Origin of the sequence: Pseudoxanthomonas kalamensis DSM 18571 (assembly GCF_010211745.1) — a bacterium.
Taxonomy (GTDB): domain Bacteria; phylum Pseudomonadota; class Gammaproteobacteria; order Xanthomonadales; family Xanthomonadaceae; genus Pseudoxanthomonas_A; species Pseudoxanthomonas_A kalamensis.
In genome coordinates, this window is record NZ_PDWQ01000003.1 from 139,370 (window position 1) to 161,854 (window position 22,485).

Annotated in this window: 22 protein-coding genes and 1 tRNA gene; 11 read left to right on the forward strand and 12 right to left on the reverse strand. The window is 68.0% G+C overall.

The window, feature by feature from the left end:
- Positions 1–202: 202 nt before the first annotated feature.
- Together CSC70_RS06975 and rnd are read right to left on the reverse strand one after the other, a co-directional pair.
- Positions 203–278, reverse strand: a tRNA-Ala gene (locus tag CSC70_RS06975).
- Positions 279–293: 15 nt separating this feature from the next.
- The gene (gene rnd, locus CSC70_RS06980; RefSeq protein ID WP_162455959.1) at positions 294–1,403 is read right to left on the reverse strand and encodes a ribonuclease D; all 1,110 of its coding nucleotides are present in this window, start codon (positions 1,401–1,403) and stop codon (positions 294–296) included.
- 68 nt (positions 1,404–1,471) lie between these two features.
- Here rnd and CSC70_RS06985 point away from each other — a divergent pair, with 68 nt between their 5' ends.
- Together CSC70_RS06985 and CSC70_RS06990 are read left to right on the forward strand one after the other, a co-directional pair.
- Positions 1,472–3,337: a formylglycine-generating enzyme family protein gene (locus tag CSC70_RS06985; RefSeq protein ID WP_162455960.1), complete on the forward strand. Its 1,866-nt coding sequence runs from the start codon at positions 1,472–1,474 to the stop codon at positions 3,335–3,337.
- A gap of 13 nt (positions 3,338–3,350) precedes the next feature.
- On the forward strand, positions 3,351–4,253 hold the full coding sequence (locus tag CSC70_RS06990) for a M48 family metallopeptidase (protein ID WP_162455961.1): 903 nt from the start codon (positions 3,351–3,353) through the stop codon (positions 4,251–4,253).
- A gap of 21 nt (positions 4,254–4,274) precedes the next feature.
- Here CSC70_RS06990 and phbB (CSC70_RS06995) read toward each other — a convergent pair whose 3' ends face one another.
- The 4 genes from phbB (CSC70_RS06995) to gluQRS form a co-directional block, all read right to left on the reverse strand.
- On the reverse strand, positions 4,275–5,018 hold the full coding sequence (gene phbB / locus CSC70_RS06995; protein WP_162455962.1) for an acetoacetyl-CoA reductase: 744 nt from the start codon (positions 5,016–5,018) through the stop codon (positions 4,275–4,277).
- A 110-nt stretch (positions 5,019–5,128) separates the two neighbouring features.
- The gene (gene phaR, locus CSC70_RS07000) at positions 5,129–5,713 is read right to left on the reverse strand and encodes a polyhydroxyalkanoate synthesis repressor PhaR (protein WP_425501533.1); all 585 of its coding nucleotides are present in this window, start codon (positions 5,711–5,713) and stop codon (positions 5,129–5,131) included.
- A 65-nt stretch (positions 5,714–5,778) separates the two neighbouring features.
- The gene (phbB, locus tag CSC70_RS07005; protein WP_162455964.1) at positions 5,779–6,519 is read right to left on the reverse strand and encodes an acetoacetyl-CoA reductase; all 741 of its coding nucleotides are present in this window, start codon (positions 6,517–6,519) and stop codon (positions 5,779–5,781) included.
- Positions 6,520–6,591: 72 nt separating this feature from the next.
- Positions 6,592–7,494 carry a tRNA glutamyl-Q(34) synthetase GluQRS gene (gluQRS, locus tag CSC70_RS07010; protein WP_162455965.1) on the reverse strand — a complete coding sequence of 301 codons (903 nt, stop codon included), beginning with the start codon at positions 7,492–7,494 and terminating at the stop codon, positions 6,592–6,594.
- Between the two features lie 110 nt (positions 7,495–7,604).
- Between gluQRS and htpX the strand changes: the two genes are divergently transcribed.
- Positions 7,605–8,495 (forward strand): protease HtpX, encoded by an 891-nt coding sequence (htpX, locus tag CSC70_RS07015; RefSeq protein WP_162455966.1) that lies wholly within the window; start codon positions 7,605–7,607, stop codon positions 8,493–8,495.
- 75 nt (positions 8,496–8,570) lie between these two features.
- On the opposite strand, the gene CSC70_RS07020 is transcribed toward htpX, so the two are convergent.
- Both CSC70_RS07020 and epmB read right to left on the reverse strand, forming a co-directional pair.
- Positions 8,571–10,649: an EAL domain-containing response regulator gene (locus tag CSC70_RS07020; RefSeq protein WP_162455967.1), complete on the reverse strand. Its 2,079-nt coding sequence runs from the start codon at positions 10,647–10,649 to the stop codon at positions 8,571–8,573.
- An 81-nt stretch (positions 10,650–10,730) separates the two neighbouring features.
- Entirely contained in the window at positions 10,731–11,765 is a 1,035-nt protein-coding gene (epmB, locus tag CSC70_RS07025; protein WP_162455968.1) for an EF-P beta-lysylation protein EpmB, read from the reverse strand.
- Positions 11,766–11,867: 102 nt separating this feature from the next.
- On the opposite strand from epmB, the gene efp reads away from it, so the two are divergent.
- The 6 genes from efp (at position 11,868) to folE2 (ending at position 17,080) form a co-directional block, all read left to right on the forward strand.
- Positions 11,868–12,434, forward strand: a complete 567-nt coding sequence (efp, locus tag CSC70_RS07030) for an elongation factor P (protein WP_162455969.1) — start codon at positions 11,868–11,870, stop codon at positions 12,432–12,434.
- 34 nt (positions 12,435–12,468) lie between these two features.
- Positions 12,469–13,812, forward strand: a complete 1,344-nt coding sequence (locus CSC70_RS07035; protein ID WP_162455970.1) for a TRZ/ATZ family hydrolase — start codon at positions 12,469–12,471, stop codon at positions 13,810–13,812.
- A gap of 49 nt (positions 13,813–13,861) precedes the next feature.
- Positions 13,862–14,581, forward strand: a complete 720-nt coding sequence (gene ubiG / locus CSC70_RS07040; RefSeq protein ID WP_162455971.1) for a bifunctional 2-polyprenyl-6-hydroxyphenol methylase/3-demethylubiquinol 3-O-methyltransferase UbiG — start codon at positions 13,862–13,864, stop codon at positions 14,579–14,581.
- Positions 14,578–15,267: a phosphoglycolate phosphatase gene (gph, locus tag CSC70_RS07045; RefSeq protein WP_162455972.1), complete on the forward strand. Its 690-nt coding sequence runs from the start codon at positions 14,578–14,580 to the stop codon at positions 15,265–15,267. Before ubiG ends, gph begins: the two co-directional genes overlap by 4 nt.
- Positions 15,268–15,330: 63 nt before the next feature.
- A complete protein-coding gene (locus CSC70_RS07050; protein ID WP_162455973.1) occupies positions 15,331–16,047 on the forward strand; it encodes an isoprenoid biosynthesis enzyme family protein in 717 nt (238 codons plus the stop codon).
- 94 nt (positions 16,048–16,141) lie between these two features.
- Positions 16,142–17,080 (forward strand): GTP cyclohydrolase FolE2, encoded by a 939-nt coding sequence (folE2, locus tag CSC70_RS07055; RefSeq protein WP_246189347.1) that lies wholly within the window; start codon positions 16,142–16,144, stop codon positions 17,078–17,080.
- Positions 17,081–17,113: 33 nt separating this feature from the next.
- Here the strand turns inward: folE2 and CSC70_RS07060 are convergent, their stop codons facing one another.
- From CSC70_RS07060 to yidD, 3 genes are all read right to left on the reverse strand, one after another.
- Positions 17,114–17,953 (reverse strand): M23 family metallopeptidase, encoded by an 840-nt coding sequence (locus tag CSC70_RS07060; RefSeq protein ID WP_162455974.1) that lies wholly within the window; start codon positions 17,951–17,953, stop codon positions 17,114–17,116.
- A 101-nt stretch (positions 17,954–18,054) separates the two neighbouring features.
- Positions 18,055–19,407 (reverse strand): dihydroorotase, encoded by a 1,353-nt coding sequence (locus CSC70_RS07065; protein ID WP_162455975.1) that lies wholly within the window; start codon positions 19,405–19,407, stop codon positions 18,055–18,057.
- Positions 19,392–19,670, reverse strand: coding sequence for a membrane protein insertion efficiency factor YidD (gene yidD / locus CSC70_RS07070; RefSeq protein ID WP_162456249.1), 279 nt, complete (start codon positions 19,668–19,670; stop codon positions 19,392–19,394). Before yidD ends, CSC70_RS07065 begins: the two co-directional genes overlap by 16 nt.
- Positions 19,671–19,759: 89 nt before the next feature.
- Here yidD and dksA point away from each other — a divergent pair, with 89 nt between their 5' ends.
- On the forward strand, positions 19,760–20,860 hold the full coding sequence (dksA, locus tag CSC70_RS07075; RefSeq protein WP_162455976.1) for an RNA polymerase-binding protein DksA: 1,101 nt from the start codon (positions 19,760–19,762) through the stop codon (positions 20,858–20,860).
- A 60-nt stretch (positions 20,861–20,920) separates the two neighbouring features.
- On the opposite strand, the gene CSC70_RS07080 is transcribed toward dksA, so the two are convergent.
- Complete coding sequence (locus tag CSC70_RS07080; protein WP_162456250.1) at positions 20,921–21,778, reverse strand: 23S rRNA (adenine(2030)-N(6))-methyltransferase RlmJ; 858 nt, start codon at positions 21,776–21,778, stop codon at positions 20,921–20,923.
- Positions 21,779–21,809: 31 nt separating this feature from the next.
- Here CSC70_RS07080 and creB point away from each other — a divergent pair, with 31 nt between their 5' ends.
- Positions 21,810–22,484 carry a two-component system response regulator CreB gene (gene creB / locus CSC70_RS07085; protein WP_162455977.1) on the forward strand — a complete coding sequence of 225 codons (675 nt, stop codon included), beginning with the start codon at positions 21,810–21,812 and terminating at the stop codon, positions 22,482–22,484.
- Position 22,485: the final 1 nt, after the last annotated feature.

Here is a 22,485-nt window from a genome sequence, read left to right on the forward strand (position 1 = left end):
GTATCCCCACACTAAACGTCAGTCGATTACGCCAATCTGTCGCGGCGCTGTCGCATCCGATGATACCGGCGAGGACAGGCTGAGTTGAAAGCATTGAAGAGCAGACTGGAACAAACGCGGGTCCACCCCGTCGCGAAAGCCGTCTCGCTGAAGCACCTCGCGAAGAAAAAGCCCGCAAACCATTGATTTGCGGGCCTTTTATTGGTGGAGCCAGGGAGGATCGAACTCCCGACCTCGTCATTGCGAACGACGCGCTCTCCCAGCTGAGCTATGGCCCCGAGGGGACGGCAATTCTAGCCGGAGGCGGGCGCCGATGCCAGCGGCGGCTCGAGCAGCGGCGCCAGGCGGGACTCCAGCTGCTCGCGACGCCAACCCTCCAGCGCCGGCGGCCAGCGGCCATCGCCATCCATCAGGGCCTCCAGCCAGCGGCGCGATGCGAGCACGCCATCGGGCAGTCCCAGTTCGGCCGAACGCTCGGCCACGGCCTGTTGCAGGCGCTTGAGCCGGGCCTTGTCGGCGTTGTCGGCGGCCCGTGCCAGCGGCGCTTGCGATTCGTCGGCCAGCGGTGTGGTCAGTGCCTGCCACAGGGCATCGCCGAGCTTGCGCGGGGCCTTGGGCTGGCTGTCGAGCAGGGATTGCAGCGCTTCGCGGCTGGCCGGTGGGTCGCGCGCCAGTGCGGCGGACAGTTCGTTGTCGAGAATCCAGCTGCGCGGCCTGTCGCTGCGGCGTGCCTGCAGTTCGCGCCAGCGCAGCAGGCGCAGCAATCGATGCTGGGCATCAGGTTCGAGGAACTGGGCGCTGCGCAACGACAGGTGCGGCCAGGTTTCGCCCTGGGCATCGCCGGCCTGGGCGAGCAGACGGCTGCAGTCCTGCCGCAGCCAGTCCGAACGGCCGGCGGCATCGAGACGGCGCTGCAGGTCTGCGTACAGCGCGCCGAGGTATTCCACGTCGTCGGCAGCGTATTGCAATTGCGCTTCGCTGAGCGGTCGCCGCATCCAGTCCGAGCGCGTCTCGCCCTTGGGCAGTTCGCGGTCGGCGATCTCGAGCACCAGTTTCTGGTAGCCCATGCCTGCGCCCATGCCGCACAGGGCGGCGGCAATCTGGGTATCGAACAGCGGGGCCGGCAGGGCGTCGCAGGCATGGCCCAGCGCCACCAGATCCTCGCTGGCGCTGTGCATGACCTTCAACACGGCCGGATCGTTCAGGATCGGTGCCAACGCTTGGGCCATGTCCGGCACCAGTGGGTCGATCAGCAGGATCTCCTCGCCGATGGCCATCTGCACCAGCGCCAGTTGCGGCCAGTAGGTGCGTTCGCGGACGAATTCGGTGTCCAGCCCGATCCAGGCGGGTGGATTCTGCAGACGTTCGGACAGGGATTGCGGTGAATCGATCCAGCGGGGCACGGAGTCTCCGGGCATGCACGCGTTGCGCGGGCGGGTGACAATAGCCCATCCTTGGTCCGACCGCGAGAATGGGAACCGGTTTGCGCCTTTTTCGCCCCGTCCTGCTGCTGTGCATCCTCGGCTTGGCCGCCTGCCGCGGCGACACGCCGGCTGCCGCCAAGGTTCCGGTGCAGGTGGTGGATGCGCAGCTGGGCAGCGTGACTGTCAGCGGCACGGACACGGACCTGGCCGCGCTGAACTGGACGCCGCCGGCAGTCGATCTGGGCGAGGAAACGCCGGAACAGACCCGTCGCCGCGCCGCGCAGGCCCTGGCCGAGGGCAGGCTGTACGAGCAGGCCGAAGATGCGATTCCGCTGTATCTGGCCCTGCTGGCTCGCGATGCGGATGATCGTTCCGCGCAACGCGGGATCGACCGCGCCGTGGCGGCCCTGTTGAAGCAGGGCGGACAGGCTCTGCAGGTAGCGGACGAGGACGCGCAGGCGCTGCGCCGGGCGGGGGAAATCGCTGCCGTGTTGCGCACGCTGCGCGGCGAGGATGCGGCGGTGACCGCCTATCTGGACAAGGTCGACCAGGCCGACTACCTGTGGCGGCTGAACGACGCGGCCGAGCGCGATCTGCGCGCCGGCCAGTTGGGGGAAACCGGCGGTGGGGCGCTGGGCAGTTTCCGCGAGGTGCTGGCGGTCGCGCCCGGACAGTCGCGGGCGCAGCAGGGGCTGGCGGCGGTAGAGAGCGCGATGATCCGGCGCGCCGAGGATGCGGCGCGCAACGACGACTTTGTCCTGGCCGGACAGTGGCTGGCACATGCCTCGCAGGTGCGCCCGGACACTTCCACGCTCGGCGATGCACACCAGCGGGTCGAGGACATCCGTACCGCCCGCATCGCCGCCCTGCGCGACGAGGCGTTGGCGGCCCTGTCCGGCGCCGACGGTCTGACTCCGCTGGCCTTGCGCAAGGCGCGGGAAACGCTGGCCGAGGTATTGCGTATCGCCTTGCCGGGCGACGCGGTGGCCGCCGATCTGCGCCAGCGCATCGATCTGGCGACCTATTACGGACTGTTCCGTCCCGGCCAGTCGTTCACCGAAGCGCTGGCCAATGGTGGTCGTGGTCCGGAAATGATCGTGTTGCCGCACGGCGCGTTCCGGATGGGCGCGCCGGACGACGAACTGGGCGCGAGCGACAGCGAAAAGCCGGCGCACTACGTCCGCTTCGAACGCGGCTTCGCGATGTCGCGCAAGGCGGTCACGGTCGGCGAATTCCGCCGGTTCGTACAGGCCACCGATTACCGGCCGCGGGCCAGCCGGCGCGAGCTGTCGATCGTCTATGACCTGCGCAGCGGCAATTTCGTCCGCCGCGGCGGCGCGGACTGGCGCTCGGACTACATGGGCGCGCCGGCGGCGGACGACCAGCCGGTGCTGCATGTCAGCGTGTACGACGCCGAAGCCTATGCCGAGTGGCTGGCCGCGCAGACCGGCAGCGGTTATCGCCTGCCGACCGAGGCGGAGTTCGAATACGCCTCGCGGGCGGGCAGGGAAGGGCGCTACCCGTGGGGCAACGGACAGCCGCCACCGGGCACCGGCAACCTGACCGGCGGCAACGACGTGGCGCCGAACGGCCGTCACTGGAGCAACGCCTTCGTCGGCTACGGCGATGGCTACTGGGGTCCGGCCCCGGTCGCCACCTTCCAGCCCAATGCCTGGGGACTTTACGATCTGGGCAGTAATATCAGCGAATGGGTCGCGGATTGCTGGCACGCCAGCTACCGGCGCGCCCCGGCCGACGGCCGGGCGTGGTTCAATCCCGGTTGCCGGGCGCGGGTGGTGCGCGGCGGCTCGTGGTCCAGCGGCCCGGTGCAGACGCGCGCGGCATGGCGTTCGTCGGTGGATTCGGACATGACCAGTGCGCGGATCGGTTTCCGCGTGGTGCGAGGCATCTGAACAGGAGAACGGAATGAGACAGGATCCCTATGGTCGCGCGCAGTACGGACAGCAGACGCAGCGTCGCGGCGGCGGTTTCAACCTGCGCTGGATCATCCTGATCGGCTTCGCCCTGTACGCGCTGTACTACTGGTCGTCGAACCGGGTGGTCGATCCGTACACCGGCGAGAAAGTGCTGATCGACAATTCGATCGACGCCGAGGAAGAGAAGGCGATGGGCCTGCAGGCCTACCAGGAGATCCTGAGCCAGGAACCGCCGTTGCCGGCCGATGCGGAGATCTCGCAGCAGGTGCGCACCATCGCCCAGCGGCTGATCGAAAAGGTCGGCGTGGTCGAGGCGCAGATCGCCGCCGATCACGGTACCCAGCCCAACGGCATCTGGAAGGATTTCGATTGGGCGGTCAACGTGATTCCTTCCGAACAGGCCAACGCTTTCTGTCTGCCCGGCGGCAAGATGGCCGTCTACACCGGCCTGATTCCAGTGGCGCAGAACGCCGACGCGGTGGCGGTGGTGATGGGGCACGAGATCGCCCACGCCCTGTTGCGCCACGGCGCGCAGCGGATGTCGCAGCAGAAGCTCAGCCAGATCGGCCAGATGGCCGGCGCGATGAGCGGCATGGATGCGCAGCAACAGCAGATGATGATGTCGGCGCTCGGCTATGGCTACCTGCTGCCGTACGCGCGCGAACACGAAACCCAGGCCGACGAGGTCGGTCTGCTGCTGGCGGCGGCGGCCTGCTTCGACCCGCAGGAAGCGGTACCGCTGTGGGAGCGCATGGGCGAGGCCAGCGGCGGCCAGGCACCGCCGGAATTCGCGTCCACCCACCCCAATCCGGGCACTCGCATCCAGAACCTGAGCGCACTGATGCCCAAGGCGATGGAATACCGCAGGAAGTTCTGCACCCAGGCGAATTGACGGCAGCGCCGCCGCCGGGCTTCAGAAGCTCATGAACAGCCCGCCGTTGACCGGCAGGTTGGCCCCGGTGATGTAGTCGGCGGCATCTGCACTGAGGAAGGCCACGGTGCGGGCGATGTCCTCGGGCTGGCCGAGACGTCCGGCCGGGATCATGGCGCGGGTACGCTCGCGCGCGGCTTCGGGCATGGCGCGGGTCATCGGGGTTTCGATGTAGCCGGGCGAAACGCTGTTGACGGTGACGCCCTTGCCGGCAGTTTCACGCGCCAGCGACATGCTGAAGCCGTGCAGGCCGGCCTTGGCCGCGGCGTAGTTGGTCTGGCCGAAATTGCCGGTCTGGCCGCTGACCGAACTGATGTTGACGATGCGGCCGAAACCGCGTTCCAGCATGCCGTCGATGGCGTGCCGGCACAGGTGGAAGGCGCTGCTCAGGTTGACGTCCAGCAGGGCCTGCCATTGCGCCAGCTCCATCTTGCGCAGGGTCGAATCGCGGGTGATGCCGGCGTTGTTGACCAGGATGTCCAGCGCGCCGTGCGTCTGGACGATCTTCGCGACCAGCGACTGGCAACTGTCGAAGTCGGACACGTCGGCGCTTTCGACCGACACGTCCAGCCCCTGCATCGAGTCGAGCCAGGCCTGCGTGCGCTCGGCAGCGGTTGGCAGGTCGACCGCGACCACCTTGCGGCCGTCATGGGCCAGGGCACGGCAGATGGCGGTGCCAAGACCGCCCATGCCGCCGGTGACGACGGCGATGCGTGGAGTACTCATGCGAAGTCCGGAATGGATGGGAAATCAGCAGCGGGCAGGCAGTAAGCCGCTGCCCGGAGGGAAGCCTGCCATTGGTCGCGCGGCGAAAACGGCGGGAACCACACCGCGCGTCAGCGCGGGCGTGTCTTCGGCGGGTCCTGCGGGCGGTTGCCCAGCCCGGCGCCCAGGTTGCGTTGGAATTCCTGCCACATCTCCATGTTGCGTTCGGTCAGCTGGTTCATCATCGTCCACGGGGTCTGGCCGAGCAGGCTGCCCATCTGGTTGCGGAACTGCGCCTGCTGCTCCAGGAACAGTTGCATGCTGCGCTCCAGGTAGTTGCCCATGAAGCCCTGCATGGAGTCGCCGTAGAAGCGGATGATCTGGCTGAGCAACTGGGTAGACAGCAGCGGCTCGCCGTCCTGTTCCTGGTCGCTGATGATCTGCAGCAAGACGCTGCGGGTCAGGTCGCTGCCGGTCTTGGCGTCGCGGACCTCGAATTCTTCGCCATCGACGATCAGCTGGCGCACGTCCTCGATGGTGATGTAACTGGAAATTTCGGTGTCGTAGAGACGCCGGTTGGGATACTTCTTGATGATGCGGGTTGCGGCCATTGAACTGTGGACCCCTCCGGAGGCTTGGCGGCCAGCATGACGCACCGCAGCAGTCCTTGCAACTGCCCGTTCAGCCGGCACCACGGGGGAAATGCTGCGCAGCATTTCCGCTGCCCTGAACGGCACGGGGCGCCGTGCGGCGCCCCGTGGAAGTCCGATGGCGGCCGGCATCACCAGCCCATGTGGTGGCCGCCGTTGATGTCCAGGTTGGAGCCGGTGATCCAGGCTGCTTCGTCGGCCACCAGGAAGCCGACCGCATAGGCGATCTCCTCCGGCTTGCCGAGGCGGCCGGTCGGGATGTCGGCGGCGATCTTGGCGCGCACCTCTTCCGGCACTGCCATGACCATGTCGGTGGCCACGTAGCCGGGCGAGACGGTGTTGACGGTGATCCCGAGCTTGGCGTTCTCGCGCGCCAGCGAAATGGTGAAGCCGTGCATGCCGGCCTTGGCGGCGGCGTAGTTGGCCTGGCCGTACTGGCCCTTCAGGCCGTTGATCGAGCTGATCTGCACGATTCGCCCCCACTTGCGTTCGCGCATGCCCTCGATCACCGGGCGGGTCACGTTGTAGACCGAGTTGAGGTTGGTGTTGATGACGTCGTACCACTGCTCGGACGTCATCTTGTGGAAGGTACCGTCGCGGGTGATGCCGGCGTTGTTGACCAGGATGTCGACCGGTCCCAGTTGCGCTTCCACCGCCTGGATCATCGCCGCACCCTGTTCGGGCGAAGACACGTCGCCGGCGACGAGGGTGAAGTCGTAGCCTGCATCCTTCATCTTCTGCTGCCAGGCTCTGGCCTTTTCCTCGTTGCGGTAATTGGTGACGACCTTGTGGCCCATGTCGGCCAGCTTCTTGCAGATGGCGGTGCCGATACCGCCGGTGCCACCGGTGACCAGTGCGACGCGTGCTGTCATGTGGGGTTCTCCATGAGGGGTGGGCGACCCTTTGCCCACCGGCATGGAAATTCTAGGCATGTGCCGCTGTAATCATGTTGTGCGCTGCAGCGACACGGTGGCCGCGCGGGGCAGCTTCTGCGGGTCGAACGCCTCCGTACCGGCGCGCAGCAATGCCGTCACATTTCCGGTCTGCGACAGCGCGTCGGGGTCCTGCCCCAGCATCCGCCACGCGACGCGCAGCGCGGGCAGGGGGTCGTCCGGATCCACCGGCAGGTCGGCGCTGGATTTGGACAGCTTGCGGCCGTCCGCATCGGTGACCAGCGGCAGGTGCAGGTATCGCGGCGTCGGTAGCCCCAGGGCGCGTTGCAGCAGGATCTGTCGTGGCGTGGAGTCCAGCAGATCGTGGCCGCGGACGATATCGGTCATGCCCTGCAGGGCATCGTCCACCACCACCGCCAGCTGGTAGGCCCAGTATCCGTCGGCCCGGTGCAGCACGAAGTCGCCGACCTCGGCGGCCACGTCCTGGGTGACTTCCCCCTGCAGTCCGTCGACGAAGGCAACCGTGCTGCCGTCGGGGACGCGCAGGCGGATCGCCGGCTGACGGCCGTCGCCGGCGTCGGCCGGGACGGCGGCGACACAGGCGCGGTGGATGCCGCCCGTTGCGGCCAGGTCGCTGCGGCTGCAGGTACAGGTGAAGGCCAGACCATCAGTCAGCAGCCGATCCAGCGCGGCACGGTACTGCGATCCGCGCTCGCTCTGGCGTACTACCGGTGCGTCCGACTCCAGGCCGAAGGCGAGCAGGGTCTGCAGTTGCCGGTCGGCCATGCCCTCGATTTCGCGCGGCGGGTCAAGGTCTTCGATCCGGATCCACCACTCGCCGCCGGCATTGCGTGCCAGCAGCCAGCTGCCGAAGGCCGCGTACAGCGAACCGAAGTGCAGCGGGCCAGTGGGAGACGGGGCGAAGCGTCCCCGGTAGATCGGCGATAAGGACATGGGACAATGGCGGCGAAAACTGAATCCTCGGTCAGCCGGACGCTTGAATTCAAGCGCCGGCAGCCGCAGATTCGCCGGAACTGAATCCACGCCATCGCCGGAGCACCCGCATGTTCAGCCGCATTGCCCTGTTCCTTGCCACCAACCTGGCCGTGCTGGTGCTGATGAGCATCATCATGAACTTCGTCCTGCCGATGTTCGGCGTCCGGCTGGGTAATACCGGTGGCTTGGTGCTGATGGCCGGACTGTTCGGCTTCGGCGGCTCGCTGATCTCGCTGTTGATGTCCAAGTCGATGGCCAAGCGCGCCACTGGGGCCCAGATCATCGATCAGCCGCGCAACGAGGGCGAGCAGTGGCTGCTGGCCACGGTGCAGCGGCAGGCGCAGGCGGCCGGTATCGGCACGCCGGAAGTGGCGATCTACGACGCGCCGGAGATCAACGCCTTCGCCACCGGCGCCAACCGCAACAACGCCCTGGTCGCGGTGTCCACCGGCCTGCTGGCCAACATGGGCCGCGACGAGGCCGAGGCCGTGCTCGGCCACGAGGTCAGCCACGTCGCCAACGGCGACATGGTGACCATGGCCCTGCTGCAGGGCGTGCTGAACACTTTCGTGATCGTGCTGGCGCGGGTGGTCGGCGGGGTGATCGACAGCTATCTGTCGGGCAACCGCAACGGCGGCCGCGGCTTCGCCTATTACATCATCGTGTTCGTGCTGGAGATGGTGCTGGGTCTGTTCGCGACGATGATCGCGATGTGGTTCTCGCGCCGGCGCGAATTCCGCGCCGACGCTGGCGGCGCCAGCCTGGCCGGGCGGCAGAAGATGATCGCCGCGCTGGAGCGGCTGCAGCTGAACCACGGCGCCAGCACGCTGCCCAACCAGATCGCCGCGTTCGGTATCGCCGGCGGCATCGGCGACGGCCTGAAGAAGCTGTTCCTCAGCCATCCGCCGCTGGAGCAGCGGATCGCCGCGTTGCGAAACGCGCAGACGACCGTGAGCTGAGAGTCGACCAGGGCCGGAAAAGCAGGAAGCCCGCCATCGGCGGGCTTTTTCCTTGTTATGGACGCGAAACGCGCGTCAGCTGTTGAAGTCGAAGTTCATCTCCGGCCCGGCCTGGCCGACGAAATGACCTTCCACATAGTCCAGTCCGGCGGAGAACAGCTGCGACATCGTCGCCGGGTCCTGCACGTGTTCGGCGATGGTGGCGATGCCGTCCTGCTGTGCGCGGGCGGCGATGTCGCGGATGGTCTCCTGGTGCTCGGTGGTGCTGGCGTTGTCCTGGGTGAAGCTGCGGTCCAGCTTGAGGAAGGCTGGGGTGAAATGGCTCAGCAACTGGAACGAGTCCAGCCCGGTGCCGAATTGCTCCAGTCCGACCTTGCAGCCCAGCGGCGCGACCGCGCGCAGGAATTCCTGCGCCGCGCGCAGGTGGGTGAACACCTTGGCCTCGGTCGCCTCCAGCCACAGCCGCTCGCCGGGGACGCCGTGGGCGGCCAGTCCCTGGGCGATGGTCTCGACCATCCGCGGGTCGCCGAACGATGCCTGGCTGATCTTGACCAGCATCCGGACCGGACGGCCTTCGCGTTCACGTTGACCGAGCAGGGCGATGGCCTTGCCGACCACCCAGCGGTCGATCTCGTCCAGCAGGCCGGCATCTTCGGCCAACGCGAGAAAGCTGATCGGCTTGATCGTTTCGCCGCCTGCCGCCGGCAGGCGCAGGAAGGCTTCGTAGAAGTCTCCGTGTTCGCCCAGCAGCGGGATCAGCGGCTGGAAATGCAGCTGGAAGCCGTCTTCCTTCAGCGCGGTGCGCACCTGGTCGAGGATCCGCTGCATGCGTTCCTGTTCGGCACGGTCGACCGCACCGGGGTCGAAGATCTGCACGCCATTGCCGCCGAGTCCGGTCACCGCCTGCAACTGCCCGGAAGCGCGCGACAACACCTGATTGAGGCTGGCGATCTTCTCGCCGATCTGCACGCCGCCGATGCTCGGGGTGATGGTGACCGAACGCTCGCCGATCTCGAACAGCCGCGAAGCGAAGCGTTCGCGCAAGGCGTTGGCCACTTCGGCGGTGCGCGCGTGGCTGCCCTTCAGCAACACGGCGAAGCCTTGCTCGCTGAAACGGGCGACGACGATGTCGCTGTCCAGATCCTCGGTCAGGCGCTCGGCCATGGCCGCGATCAGGGCGTCGGCCGCGTCCAGCCCGATGTCCGGCAGCAGTCGCGCGTAGTGGTCCGGTTCGACCAGCAGCAGGCCGTAGTGGGCCTCGCCCTGGCCGACTTCGGCGACGGCCTCTTCCAGCAGGCGCAGGAAGGTCGGGCGGTTGAGCAGGCCGGTGACCTGATCGCGCTGGCGCAGGTCCTCGACCTCGCGCGCCAGTTCGGTATCCAGTTCGCGGCGGCGGAATACCACCTGCACGCAGGGCTCGCCTTCGTAGGTGGCGGTGGCGAATTCCATCGTTGCCGGGAACACCTCGCCGTCCAGCGTGCGTGCTTCCAGCTGGTACTGCGGCGGCGGCGCGTCGCCCTTGCCCAGGCCTTTCAGCAGTTGCTTGAAGTCGGCCACGTATTTCGGCGCCACCAGGTCCAGCAGCGACATGCCTTCCAGGTCTTCGAACGACTCCAGCCCGAACATTTCCTGGTAGGCGTCGTTGGCGCGGATGTGCATGCCTTCGTGCACATAGGCGATGGGGTCGCGCGAGGACGCGATCAGCGCATCGCAGCGGCGCTCGGTTTCGCGCAACTGCGCTTCCAGCCGGCGCAGGGCGCGCCGCGCTTCCAGCTCGGTCCATTCGCCTTGCAGCAGTTTCAGCAGATGTTCGTTGCGGCCGCGCAGGGCCACCCCGCGGGCGCCGGCGGCGTGCGCGTCGAGCAGGGCCTGTTCGTCCAGCGCATCGGCCAGTACGACCACCGGGATGTCCTTGCCGCAGGCGGCGACCGCGGTCAACACCGTTTCCAGCGGCACGGCCGTGGCCGAGCGCGCAGCCAGCACCAGATCGACCGGCTGGGCGTCGAGCTGGGTACGCAGTTCGTCCGGGTCGAGCGGTCGCAGCGGCCGCACCGCGACGCCGGCGTTGCGGAACAGGCTGACGACGGCTTCGGCATCCTCGCCGCTGTCGTCGACGATCATCAGGCGGAAGGCGGAGTTGTTGCCGGGCTGCATGCAGGTGCGTTCGTCAGGGGAGGGCGTTTAATACACGATGGTCGCCGGAGCGTCCAATGCACGGATCGCACAATGGCGGCGCTACAGCGGCTGCTTGCCGGGCGCACCGGGGATTTCGCGCACCAGCCGCGGCAGCAGATAGCCTGACAGGCGTTCGGACAACCCGGCGTGAAGCTCGCGGGCGCGCGCATCCGCAACCTCGAAGTGGGCCACGCCCTGGACCCGGTCCAGCTGGTGCAGGTAATACGGCAGCACCCCGGCGGCATGGCCGCGTTCGCTCAGCGCGACCAGGGCGTCGACGCTGTCGTTGACGCCCTGCAGCAAAACGGCCTGGTTGAGCAGCAGCGCGCCGCTGGCACGCAGCCGGGCCAGGGCGGCATCGACCGCGGCATCGAATTCGTTGGCATGGTTGGCGTGCAGGACGAAGGTCACAGGCCAGGACAGGGCCTGAAGCCAGTTCAGCAAGGCCTCGTCCACCCGTTCCGGCAGCACGACTGGCAGCCGGCTGTGGATGCGCAGGCGTTTCAGGTGCGGAATGCCGGCCAGCGCCGCGGTCAGTTCGGCCAGCTTGGCGGTGGATAGTGACAGCGGGTCGCCGCCGGAGAGGATGACTTCGTCGATGCCGGAATCGTCGCCGATCCGCTGCACCGCATCGCGCCAGCCGTCGCGGGCGGCGGTTTCTTCGGCATAAGGGAAGTGGCGGCGGAAGCAGTAGCGGCAATGGATGGCGCAACTGCCGGTGGCCACCAGCAGAGCGCGGCCGCGGTATTTCTGGATCACTCCGGGGCCGGTGCGGGCCGCGGCATCGCCGACCGCGTCGAGGGCGAAGCCGGGCATCGGCCGCATCTCCTCGTCCAGCGGCAGCACCTGACGCAGCAGCGGGTCGTGCGGGTCGCCGGGGCGCATGCGGGCGACGAAGCCGCGCGGCACCCGCAGCGGGAACTGTGCCGCGGCGGGTGTCGAGACCCGTTCGACCAGGGTGTCCAGCTCCAGCAGCGACAGCAGTTCGGCCGGATCGCGCACCGCCCGCCGCCAAGCCTGCTGCCAGCCGTGGGACGGCAGCAGGGCGGGGCCGGGGGCGGGGAACTGTCGGCGGGCAGGGGCTGCGGGTATCATAGGACCCTGAAACAAGCGCCCGCCGGTGCCGGTGGGCTCCCCGATTCTATCTTGCCGGCCGCCTCGCGCGGCGGGCTTGCCTTACCCGAAAGGAGTTAGCCGATGGCCAGTTACGGCATGAACGACGTCAAGAACGGGATGAAGATCCTGATCAACAACGAGCCGGCGATCATCACCGAGACCGACTACGTCAAGCCGGGCAAGGGCCAGGCCTTCACCCGCGTGCGCTACCGCCTGATCAAGTCCGGCCGGGTGCAGGAAATCACCATGAAGTCGACCGATTCGGTCGAAGCCGCCGACGTGGTCGATACCGACATGCAGTACCTGTACAGCGACGGCGAATACTGGCACTTCATGCAGCAGGAGACCTTCGAGCAGGTGCAGGCCGACAAGGCCGGCATGGGCGGCGCCGAGAAGTGGCTGAAGGGCGAGGAAGACTGCGTGGTGACCCTGTGGAACGGCAATCCGATCCAGGTGACCCCGCCGAATTTCGTCGAGCTGCAGATCACCGAGACCGACCCGGGCGTGAAGGGCGACACTGCCGGCACGGGCGGCAAGCCCGCCACGCTGGAAACCGGCGCCGTCGTGCGCGTGCCGCTGTTCGTCGGCCAGGAGGAAATCATCAAGGTCGACACCCGCACCGGCGAGTACGTCAGCCGGGTGAAGTGATCCGGATGTTTCCGGCGCCACGGCAAGGCCACGCATGACCGAATTGATCGCTCCCGAACCCTGCGACCTGCTGATCGAGGCCGGTTTCGTCGTGCCGGTGGAACCGCATGGCGTGGTGCTGGAAAACCACGCGGTGGCGATCAGCGAAGGCCGCATCGCCGCGGTGTTGCCGATCGACGAAGCGCGCCGGCACTACGCGCCCGGACAGGTCGTTTCGCGGCCCGAGGCGGCACTGATTCCCGGCCTGGTCAACGCCCACACCCACAACCCGATGACCCTGCTGCGCGGGATCGCCGACGACCTGCCGCTGAAGGTCTGGTTGCAGCAGCACATCTGGCCGGTGGAAGGCGCGCTGCTGGCGCCGGACTTCGTCGCCGACGGCATCGTGCTGGCGATCGCCGAGATGCTGCGCGGCGGCACCACCTGCGCCAACGAGAACTACTTCTTCCCCGATGTGCAGGCCGCGGTGTACAAGCGTCACGGCTTCCGCGCGCGGGTCGGCCTGCCGGTAATCGATTTCCCGACCGCCTGGGCGAAGAGCGACGACGAATACTTCGACAAGGCCGGCGAAGTCCATGACCAGTGGCGCGACGATCCGCTGATCGCCACCGCGTTCGCCCCGCATGCGCCGTACACGGTCAACGACCCCAACTTCGAACGCATCCGCATGCTGGCCGACCAGCTGGACCTGCCGGTGCACCTGCACCTGCATGAGACCGCTCAGGAAGTGCAGCAGTCGCAGGAGAAGTACGGGCAGCGGCCGATCGCGCGACTGGAGCGGCTGGGGTTGATCAACGACCGCCTGATCGCCGTGCACATGACCCAGTTGACCGAGGCCGAGATCACTCTGTGCGCCGAGCGCGGGGTCAGCGTGGTGCACTGCCCGGAGTCGAACCTGAAGCTGGCCTCGGGCTTCTGCCGCGCCTGCGCGCTGCAGCGAGCAGGGGTCAACCTGGCCATCGGCACCGACGGCTGCGCCAGCAACAACGATCTGGACATGTTCGGCGAAACCCGTACCGCGGCCCTGCTGGCCAAGGCGGTGGCGCAGGACGCGGCGGCGCTGGATGCCTTCGCCTCGCTGCGGGCGGCGACGCTGGGCGGGGCGCGCGCGCTCGGTTTCGGCGACCGGGTCGGCTCGATCGTGCCGGGCAAGCAGGCCGACCTGGCCTGCGTGGACCTGTCGGCGCTGGAGACCCAGCCGCTGCACCACGTGGTCTCGCAGCTGGTCTATGCCTGCGGTCGCCAGCAGGTGAGCGATGTGTGGATCGCAGGCCAGCCGAAGCTGGTGGAACGCGAACTGGTCGACATCGACATCGGTGCCGTGGTCGCCAACGCCCGCCAGTGGCGCACGCGGATCGCCTCGATCCACCGCGACTGATCGCGTCGCCGCGCTACGCCGCGCCCTGGCGATCTGCGACAATGGCGGCATGAACGCGAGCGCATCTTCCGACACCAATTTCCGCCAAGTCGAGCTGGACAAGTTCGGCGCGCTGGCCAGCCGCTGGTGGGACGCCGACGGCCCGCAGAAGGCGCTGCACGCGCTGAACCCGGCGCGGCTGGACTATGTCTCGCAACGCTGCCCATTGCCCGGCACCGCGGTACTGGATGTCGGTTGCGGCGGCGGCCTGCTCAGCGAGGCGCTGGCCGGCGCCGGCGCCCGCGTCACCGCCATCGACCTGTCGCCGGAACTGCTGCGGGTGGCCCGGTTGCACAAACTGGAATCGCAGCTGGAGATCGACTATCGCGAGCAGTCGGTGGAGTCGCTGGCCGAGGACATGCCGGCCGCCTTCGATGCGGTGACCTGCATGGAAATGCTGGAACACGTGCCGGATCCGGGCGCGATCATCGCCGCCTGCGCGAGCTTGCTGAAGCCGGGCGGGCGTCTGTTCCTGTCCACGCTGAACCGCACCCCGGCCGCGTTCGCGCTGGCCATTGTCGGCGCCGAATACGTGACCCGGCTGCTGCCCAAGGGCACGCACCACTACCAGGACTTCATCCGTCCGTCCGAACTGGCGGCATGGCTGCGCGAGAGCGGGCTGCAACTGGAAGACGTCAGCGGCCTGGCCTACGAACCGTGGCGCAACGCCGCGCGGATCGTAAGCCGTACCGACGTCAACTACCTGGCCTGCGCGGTCAGGCCGGAGTGAGCCCGGCCCGATTCCCGCCGCTGGTGCTGTTTGATCTCGATGGCACTCTGCTCGACAGCGCGCCGGACATGCTGGCCACCGTCGATCGCATGCGCGCGGCGCGCGGGGTCGGCCCGATGGCGCTGGAAGCCTTGCGTCCGCACGTATCCAGGGGCGCGCGGGCGATGCTCGGTGCGGCCTTCCCTGATGTCGGAGTGGCGATCCGCGAGCGCTGGGTGCCGGAGTTTCTGGACATTTATCGCAGCGAGATCGGCCGCAACAGCCAGCCGTTCGACGGTGTGGCCGAACTGCTGGATGCGCTGGAAGCGGACGGCTCGCGTTGGGGCATCGTCACCAACAAGCCCGAATACCTGGCCCACGACATCCTGCCGGCGCTCGGCTGGGAAAGCCGCTGCCGGGTGCTGATCGGCGGCGATACCCTGGCCGAGAAGAAGCCGCACCCCTTGCCGCTGCTGGAAGCACTGCGCCGCCTCGGCGCGACGGCGGACCAATGCGTCTATGTCGGCGACGACGAACGAGACATCGTCGCCGCGCGCGCGGCCGACATGCGTTCGGTGGTGGCGCTGTGGGGATATCGTCTGCCCGAAGACGTGCCGGATGCGTGGGGTGGCGATCGCCTGATCGCATCGCCGCGGGACTTGCTCGATCCCGCCGCCTGGCCCGACCAATCTGCAGGAGCGGCGTAAGCCACGATCGGACTTTCATCGCAAAGCTTCATCGCGGCCGACGCCGTTCCTACAATGCTCCCCATGTCCGATTCGCCCGCCCTCGACAGCTTCCTGGAGAAATGGCGCACGCGCTGGCCCGAGTGGTCGGTTGCGGAAATCTTCGTGCCGCAGGCGCGTCGGCTGCCGGCGGTGGCGTGGTTCGCCCTGCTGCAGGAATTCGACGATGCCTTGAATATCGCCGGCGATCCGCTGCCGGCCGATGCGAAGCTGGGCTGGTGGGGTGAGGAATTGCACGGCTGGGCGCAGCGACGTTCGCGGCATCCGCTGGGGCGCGTGCTGGAGCCATTACCTGCCGCATGGACGCAACTGGCCGATGCCTTGCCGGGATTGCAGGCGGCGCGGACGACGGCGGAAACCGGCGATGCAGCCTTCGCCAGCCTGTCGGCTTATGCCGAGGCGGTGGCGATGGTGGAAACCGAGGTGCTCGGCGCTAGCATCGCGCCTTCGGCGATCCTCGCCCAGGTGCTGGCGACGCGGCTGGCCGAAACCGGGAATGCCGCGATTCCGTCTTCGATCGCGCGGCAGGCGGGCGAGGGCGAACATGCGGACCTGCGCGCCTGGGGCATGCAGTTGCAGCAGCACTGGGGCGATGCACGGCAGGGCGCACGCGAACGCCGCATCCTGGCCGGCTATGCGCAGCGGCGGCTGGATCGGCTACTGCAATCCGGCCGGCCCGCGGCCCTGCCGTCGCGGGCGGCGTTGCTGTTCTCCGGCTGGCGCGCGGCGCGCGGCGCCTAGGGCGCCGGTGCGCGACGGTGTACTCACGTAACGGACTGTTTCACTAGAGGTTTCGGGCGCTGGGGGTAGAATGCGTACGGTTTCTCCCCCGTGCATGACGATGTCCTCTTCGATGTTCCAGGCGCCGCGCGCCGATCTGCCCGATGTCGCCCACCAGAGCGTGCCGCTGGCGCGCGAGCTGCAATGGGTCGGCATGGACAACATCGCCCTGCCGGTACGCATTGCCGACGGTGCCGGCGGCACGCTCCAGGTGCCGGCCGCGATCGATATGGCGGTGAATCTGGGCAACCCGGATGCGCGCGGCATCCACATGTCGCGGCTGTACCTGCGCCTGCAGGACGGACTGGCCAGCGAGGCGATCACCCCGGCTGGGCTGCGCCACCTGCTGCAGGACTGCATTGTCTCGCAGGACGGGCTGGCCAGCCGTGCGCGGCTGAACATCCGCTACGACGCCCTGCTGCAACGACCGGCGCTGCAGAGCGGATTCTCCGGATGGAAGCGCTACCCGGTCGAGATCGAGGCGGTACTGGCCGATGGCCATCTACGACTGTCGCTGGGACTGGAGGTGGAATACTCCAGCACCTGTCCGGCCTCGGCGGCGCTGTCGCGTCAGGCCAATGCCGAGCGCTTCGTGCAGGACTTTGATGCCGTGCAGCCGCTGTCGTCGGATGCGGTGGTTGATTGGCTGGCCTCCGAGCGCGGCATGGCCGCCACGCCGCATGCACAGCGCAGCCGGGCGCAGGTCCGGGTGGAGCTGAAGCCGCAGTTCGACGAACTGCCGCTGCTGGCGCTGGTCGATGCGCTGGAAGCCGCGCTGGCCACCCCGGTACAGACCGCAGTCAAGCGCGAGGACGAGCAGGCCTTCGCCCGCCTGAACGCCGAGAACCTGATGTTCTGCGAGGACGCCGCCCGCCGCGTGGCCGCGGTGCTGGCCGACGATCCACATGTGACCCGTTACGAGGCCACTGTTTCGCACTTCGAAAGCCTGCATCCGCACGACGCGGTGGCGCGAATCAGCGGCGAGAATCCGTAAGGCGACGGCGGAATCCGCTATGCGGGTTCCGCCCTATGGGGTGCGCTCCAGCACCAGCAAGGGGTCGATCCGGGTGCTGAACCAGCTCATGCCCCAGTGCAGGTGCGGGCCGGTGGCGCGGCCGGTGGCGCCGACCGCACCGAGGACCTGACCCTGTTCGACGCGGTCGCCGACTTTCACGTCCAGCCGCGACAGGTGCAGGAAGTTGGAACTGACGCCGAAGCCGTGGTCGAGCAGGATGGTGCCGCCGGTCAGGTACAGGTCCGGGTCGGCGAAGGTGATCACGCCGGCGGCCGGGGCCTTGACCGGGGTGCCGGTGGGCACGGCGATGTCCATGCCCGAATGCCCCGACGGCGCGGCCTGACCGTTGTAGACGCGGGCGTTTCCGAAGCGGCCGCTGATGCGTCCCTTGACCGGCCAGATGAAGGCCTGGGCGAAGTCGGTGCGGTCGTCGTCGCGTTCGCGCGCGGCGCTGACCCGCGCCTGTTCGCGCTGGATGCGCGCGGCGATCTCCGGCGGCGGGTTGACCGTCTTTGGCGGCACCCCGTTGATGCGCTCCTCTTTCCACTGGCGCGGCGTCACCGCGATGGAGACGGTTTCGTGGCTGCCGTCGGGGCGCGTCACCTGTACCTGTAGCGGCCCTGCCTCGTTGCGGCCGACACCGAACACCACGGTGCCGTAGCCGCTGACCCGCAAATTGCGGTCGGCGTACGTTGCCGAGCTGCCCGGTGGCAGCTTGCCGAACACCAGCGCACCCTGCGAAACGCTGGCGGGGAACACGATGCGTTGACTGGCTGCCGTTTGTTCACTGCCGGTTTGGGCGAGCAGGGGAGAAGGAGCTACCGACAACATGGAAAGAATCGAAATCGTCATCCCGGCGAACGCCGGGATCCAGCCGTTGCGGTTGCTTCGAGCCAGACAGGCAAAAGAAAAAGCTGGGTCCTGGCATTTGCCGGGATGACGACGAAGGGATATCACCGGTCGAACTCCAGCCGTTGCCCGTTCGGCGTGCCCAGCAGGTGTTCGCCGTTCCAGACCATGCGGCCGTTGACCCAGGTGGCGGCGACGCGCGAATGGAAGGTGGTGCCTTCGAACGGCGACCAGCCGCACTTGGACAGCACGTCTTCGCGGCGCACGGTGAACGGAGTGGCGCCGATCAGCACCAGGTCGGCCCAGTAGCCTTCACGCAGGTAGCCGCGCTGGCTGACGTCGAACAGCTGCGCCGGCGCATGCGCGAACTTGCGCACCACCTGGGCCGCGGTCAGTTTCTTCTCGTGCACCAGCTCCAGCGCCGCGACCAGCGCGTACTGCACCAGTGGCAGGCCGGACGGGGCCTGTGCGTAAGGTTTCTGCTTTTCTTCCCAGGTATGCGGTGCGTGGTCGGTGGCCAGCACGTCGATCGCGCCGCCTTCGCCCAGCGCCTGGATCAGCGCCTCACAGTCACTGGCATCCTTGATTGCCGGATTGCACTTGATCAGGTTGCCCAGCCGCGCGTAGTCGCTGCGGTCGAAGCGCAGGAAGTGGATGCAGGTTTCGGCGGTGATGCGCTTGCGGCGGCCGTCCTCCTGCAGGATCGGGCCGGGCGTGAACAGTGCCAGTTCGTCGGCGGTGGAGATGTGCAGCACGTGCAGGCGGGTGCCGTGCTTGCGCGCCAGCGAGATCGCCAGCCGGGTCGACGTGATGCAGGCTTCGCGGCTGCGGATGTCCGGGTGCATCTCCGCGGTCAGCGCGTCTTCGCCGTACCGGGCCTTGAAAGCGGCCAGGTTGGCGTCGATGGTCGGGCTGTCTTCGCAGTGGGTGATGATCGGCGTGGGGGCTTCGCGGAAGATGCCGTCCAGCGTTTCCGGATCATCGACCAGCATGTTGCCGGTGGAAGCGCCCATGAATACCTTGATCCCCGGCGCGGTTTTCGGGTCCAGCGCGCGGATCGCGTCCAGGTTGTCGTTGCTGGCGCCGAGGTAGAAACCGTGGTTGCCCCAGGCGCGGCCCTTGGCCGCCGCGTACTTGGCTTCCAGCGCGGCCGAATCCAGAGTCGGCGGATTGGTGTTGGGCATGTCCATGAAGCTGGTCAGCCCGCCGGCCACCGCCGCGGCCGATTCGCTGGCGATGTCGCCCTTGTGGGTCAGCCCCGGTTCGCGGAAGTGGACCTGGTCGTCGATCATCCCCGGCAGCAGCATCCGGCCGCCGGCCTCGATGACCTGATCGCCGGGCCGGGGCGCAATCTGCGCGTCGATGCGGTCGATGCGGCCGTTCTCGATCCGCAGGTCGGCTTCGGTCTCGCGGCCTTCGTTGACCAGGCGGGCGTTGACGATCAGGGTTGCTGGCATGAGTGCTTGTCCGCTGTGGCGTCGGGGTGGAGCGGCGGGACCGGGTCCAGCCCACCGGGATGGAGGGGGTGGCAACGGCCGATCCGGCGAATGGCCAGCCAGCCGCCCTTCAGCGGGCCGAAGCGTTCGATGGCCTGCATGGCGTACTCCGAGCAGCTGGGCATGAAACGGCAACGCGGCCCCAGCAGCGGGCTCAGGAATCGCTTGTAAACCCGCAACAGGGCTATCAGGACGCGGCCGAACATGCCCCGATGATATGCCAGTTGGCTGAACCCGTGGTTGCCCCTGTGGGTGGGGTACGCTATAAAGTCGCGCTTTTCCCGCGCTCGGGAAGTCTAAGGAAGCGCTGTTCGTGGCTGCGAAGAAACCCGTGAAAAAGGCCGCCAAGGCCGTCAAGAAGCCCTCCGCCAGCAAGTCGACCGCCAAGCCTGCCGCCAAGCCGAAACCGGCGGCGAAGAAGCCCGTGGCGAAGAAACCGGCGGCCAGGAAGCCCGCAGTCAAGAAGCCGACGGCCAAGCCCGCTGCCAAGAAGCCTGCCGCTTCCAAGAAGCCAGCCGTTGCCAAGAAGGCGGCTGCGAAGCCTGCGGCGAAAAAGCCTGTGGCGAAGAAGGCGGCGGCCAAGAAGCCCGTTGTCGCCAAGAAGGCCGTGGCCGCGAAGACGCCCGTGACGAAGAAGCCCGTCGCCGCGAAAAAAGCCGCTGTCACCGCCAAGCAACCTGCCGCAGCGAAGATGGCGCCGAAGAAGGCGGCGCCGACCCCGAAATCCGCGGCCAAGCCGGCCTCCAGGCCGGCTTCGGCCAAGTCCCCCGCAATCGCCAAGCCCGCCGCTGCGCCCGACAAGCGCGCACCGGCAGTCAAGGCAGCCTCCCCCAGCAAGACCGTGCCCGCTCCCAAAACCCCCGCAAAAGTTCCTCCCGCGCCCGTGGCGCCGCGCCCGCGCCCACAGGGCAAGGTGGCCGTCGCCGTCACCGCCCGCCCACCGGCTCCCGCCACCCGCAACCAGTACAAGGTCGTGCCGTACCAGACCGACGAAGCGACCGGTCGCCCGATCCTGCCGTCCGGCTACCGGCCAGCGGCGGATGAGGAGTACATGAGCGCGCTGCAGCTGGAGTATTTCCGCCAGCGCCTGCTGCAGTGGCGCGCCGATCTGGTCGAGGAATCCAAGCAGACCATCGAAAACCTGAAGGACGAGGTTCGCGACGTCGGCGACGAGGCCGAACGTGCGACCCGCGAAACCGAGAATTCGCTGGAACTGCGCACCCGCGACCGTTATCGCAAGCTGATCGGCAAGATCGACAGCACGCTCAAGCGCCTGGACGGCGGCGATTACGGCTTCTGCGTCGATACCGGCGAAGAGATCGGCCTGGACCGCCTGGAAGCGCGCCTGACCGCCGAGCGCACGCTGGATGCGCAGGAGCGCTGGGAGCACATGCAGAAGCAGCAGGGCGACTGATCCGCCCGCATGCGATGAAAGCAGCGCCCGGCTTCGGCCGGGCGTCGTCGTCGTGGCGGTTCAGTCGCCGGTTTTCAGCCAGTGCAGACGCGATTCGGCGCCGGCTTCGCCGAGCGCATCGCGCAGGAAGGGCAGGGCCGGCGTCAGCGCCTGATCCAGTTGCCACGGCGGGTTCAGCAGCAGCATGCCGCTGCCGTTCAGGCGCAGCGGCGAATCGTCGGGTCGCACCAGCAGTTCGGCGAGGAAAGCCGATCTGACCGGCAATGCGGCGGCTTCGCGGAAGAACGACGCCAGGCTGCGCCGTTGCTTGATCGGATACCACACCGCCCAGCTTGCCGTCGGCCAGCGCTGCAGGCCTTCGCGCAATGCGGCCAGCACCTGCGGGTATTCGGCATCCTGCGCTTCGTACGGCGGGTCGATCAGTACCAGTCCGCGGGCGAACGTGTTGCCGTCCGCGCGTGGCGGCAACAGCGCCCTGACCGCGGCATAGCCGTCGCGCGCGTGCACGGCGACCCGTGGATCGTGGTCGAACAGCCGTTTCAGCGCGGCGGCTTCCTCGGCCTGAAGCTCGCAGGCGGCGAGCCGGTCCTGTTCGCGCATCGCCTGCGCGATCAGCAACGGCGAGCCCGGGTAGGCCAGCAGCGCACCGACCGGGTTGTCGGCGGCGACCGCCTGCAGGTAGTCGCGCACTGCGGCAGGCGGATCCGGCTGCCCGTACAGGCGGCCGATGCCGTCGTCGGCTTCGGCCGTGCGCCGGCTTTCCTCGGCCGACAGCAGGTAGCGGCCGCGGCCGGCGTGGGTGTCCAGCACGAAGAACGGCGCTGGCTTGCGTTTCAGTGCGTCCAGCACGGCCAGCAGCACCACGTGCTTGAGCACGTCGGCATGGTTGCCGGCATGGAAGGCGTGTCGATAGTTCACGCCGGAAGGATAGCCGGTATGCTTGCCGCCCATGTCGACCGTATTGATCGTCGAGGACGAGCCGGCCATCGCCGACACCCTGCTGTACGCGCTGCGCAGCGAGGGCTACCAGGCGCAGCACTGCGCGCTGGGGCGGCAGGCGCTGCAACTGCTGCGGGAGTCGGCTTTCGACGTGGTGGTGCTGGACGTGGGCCTGCCCGACCTGGGCGGCTTCGAGGTGTGCCGCGAATTGCGCCGCTTCAGCGAGGTGCCGGTGATCTTCCTGACCGCGCGCAACGACGAGATCGACCGCGTGCTGGGGCTGGAACTGGGCGCCGACGACTACGTGACCAAGCCGTTCTCGCCGCGCGAGATGGTGGCGCGGGTGCGCGCGCGGTTGCGCCGTTCCGGTGGTGCCGAGGAGGGTGGCTGGGCGCAGCGCGGCGATTTCGCCATCGACCGCGAAGGTCGGCGCATCCGCTATCGCGATGCGGCGCTGGAGCTGACCCGCTACGAATTCGCGCTGCTGGCGGCTTTGCTGCAGCGGCCCGGCGCCATCCTCAGCCGCGCACAGCTGATGGATCGCGGCTGGGACAGCGACAGCGACAGCGCCGACCGTACCGTGGACACCCACATCAAGACCTTGCGCGCCAAGCTGCGGGTGGCGGGCGCCGATCCCGACCCGATCCGCACCCATCGCGGCCTGGGTTATTCGCTGGAGGCCTGAG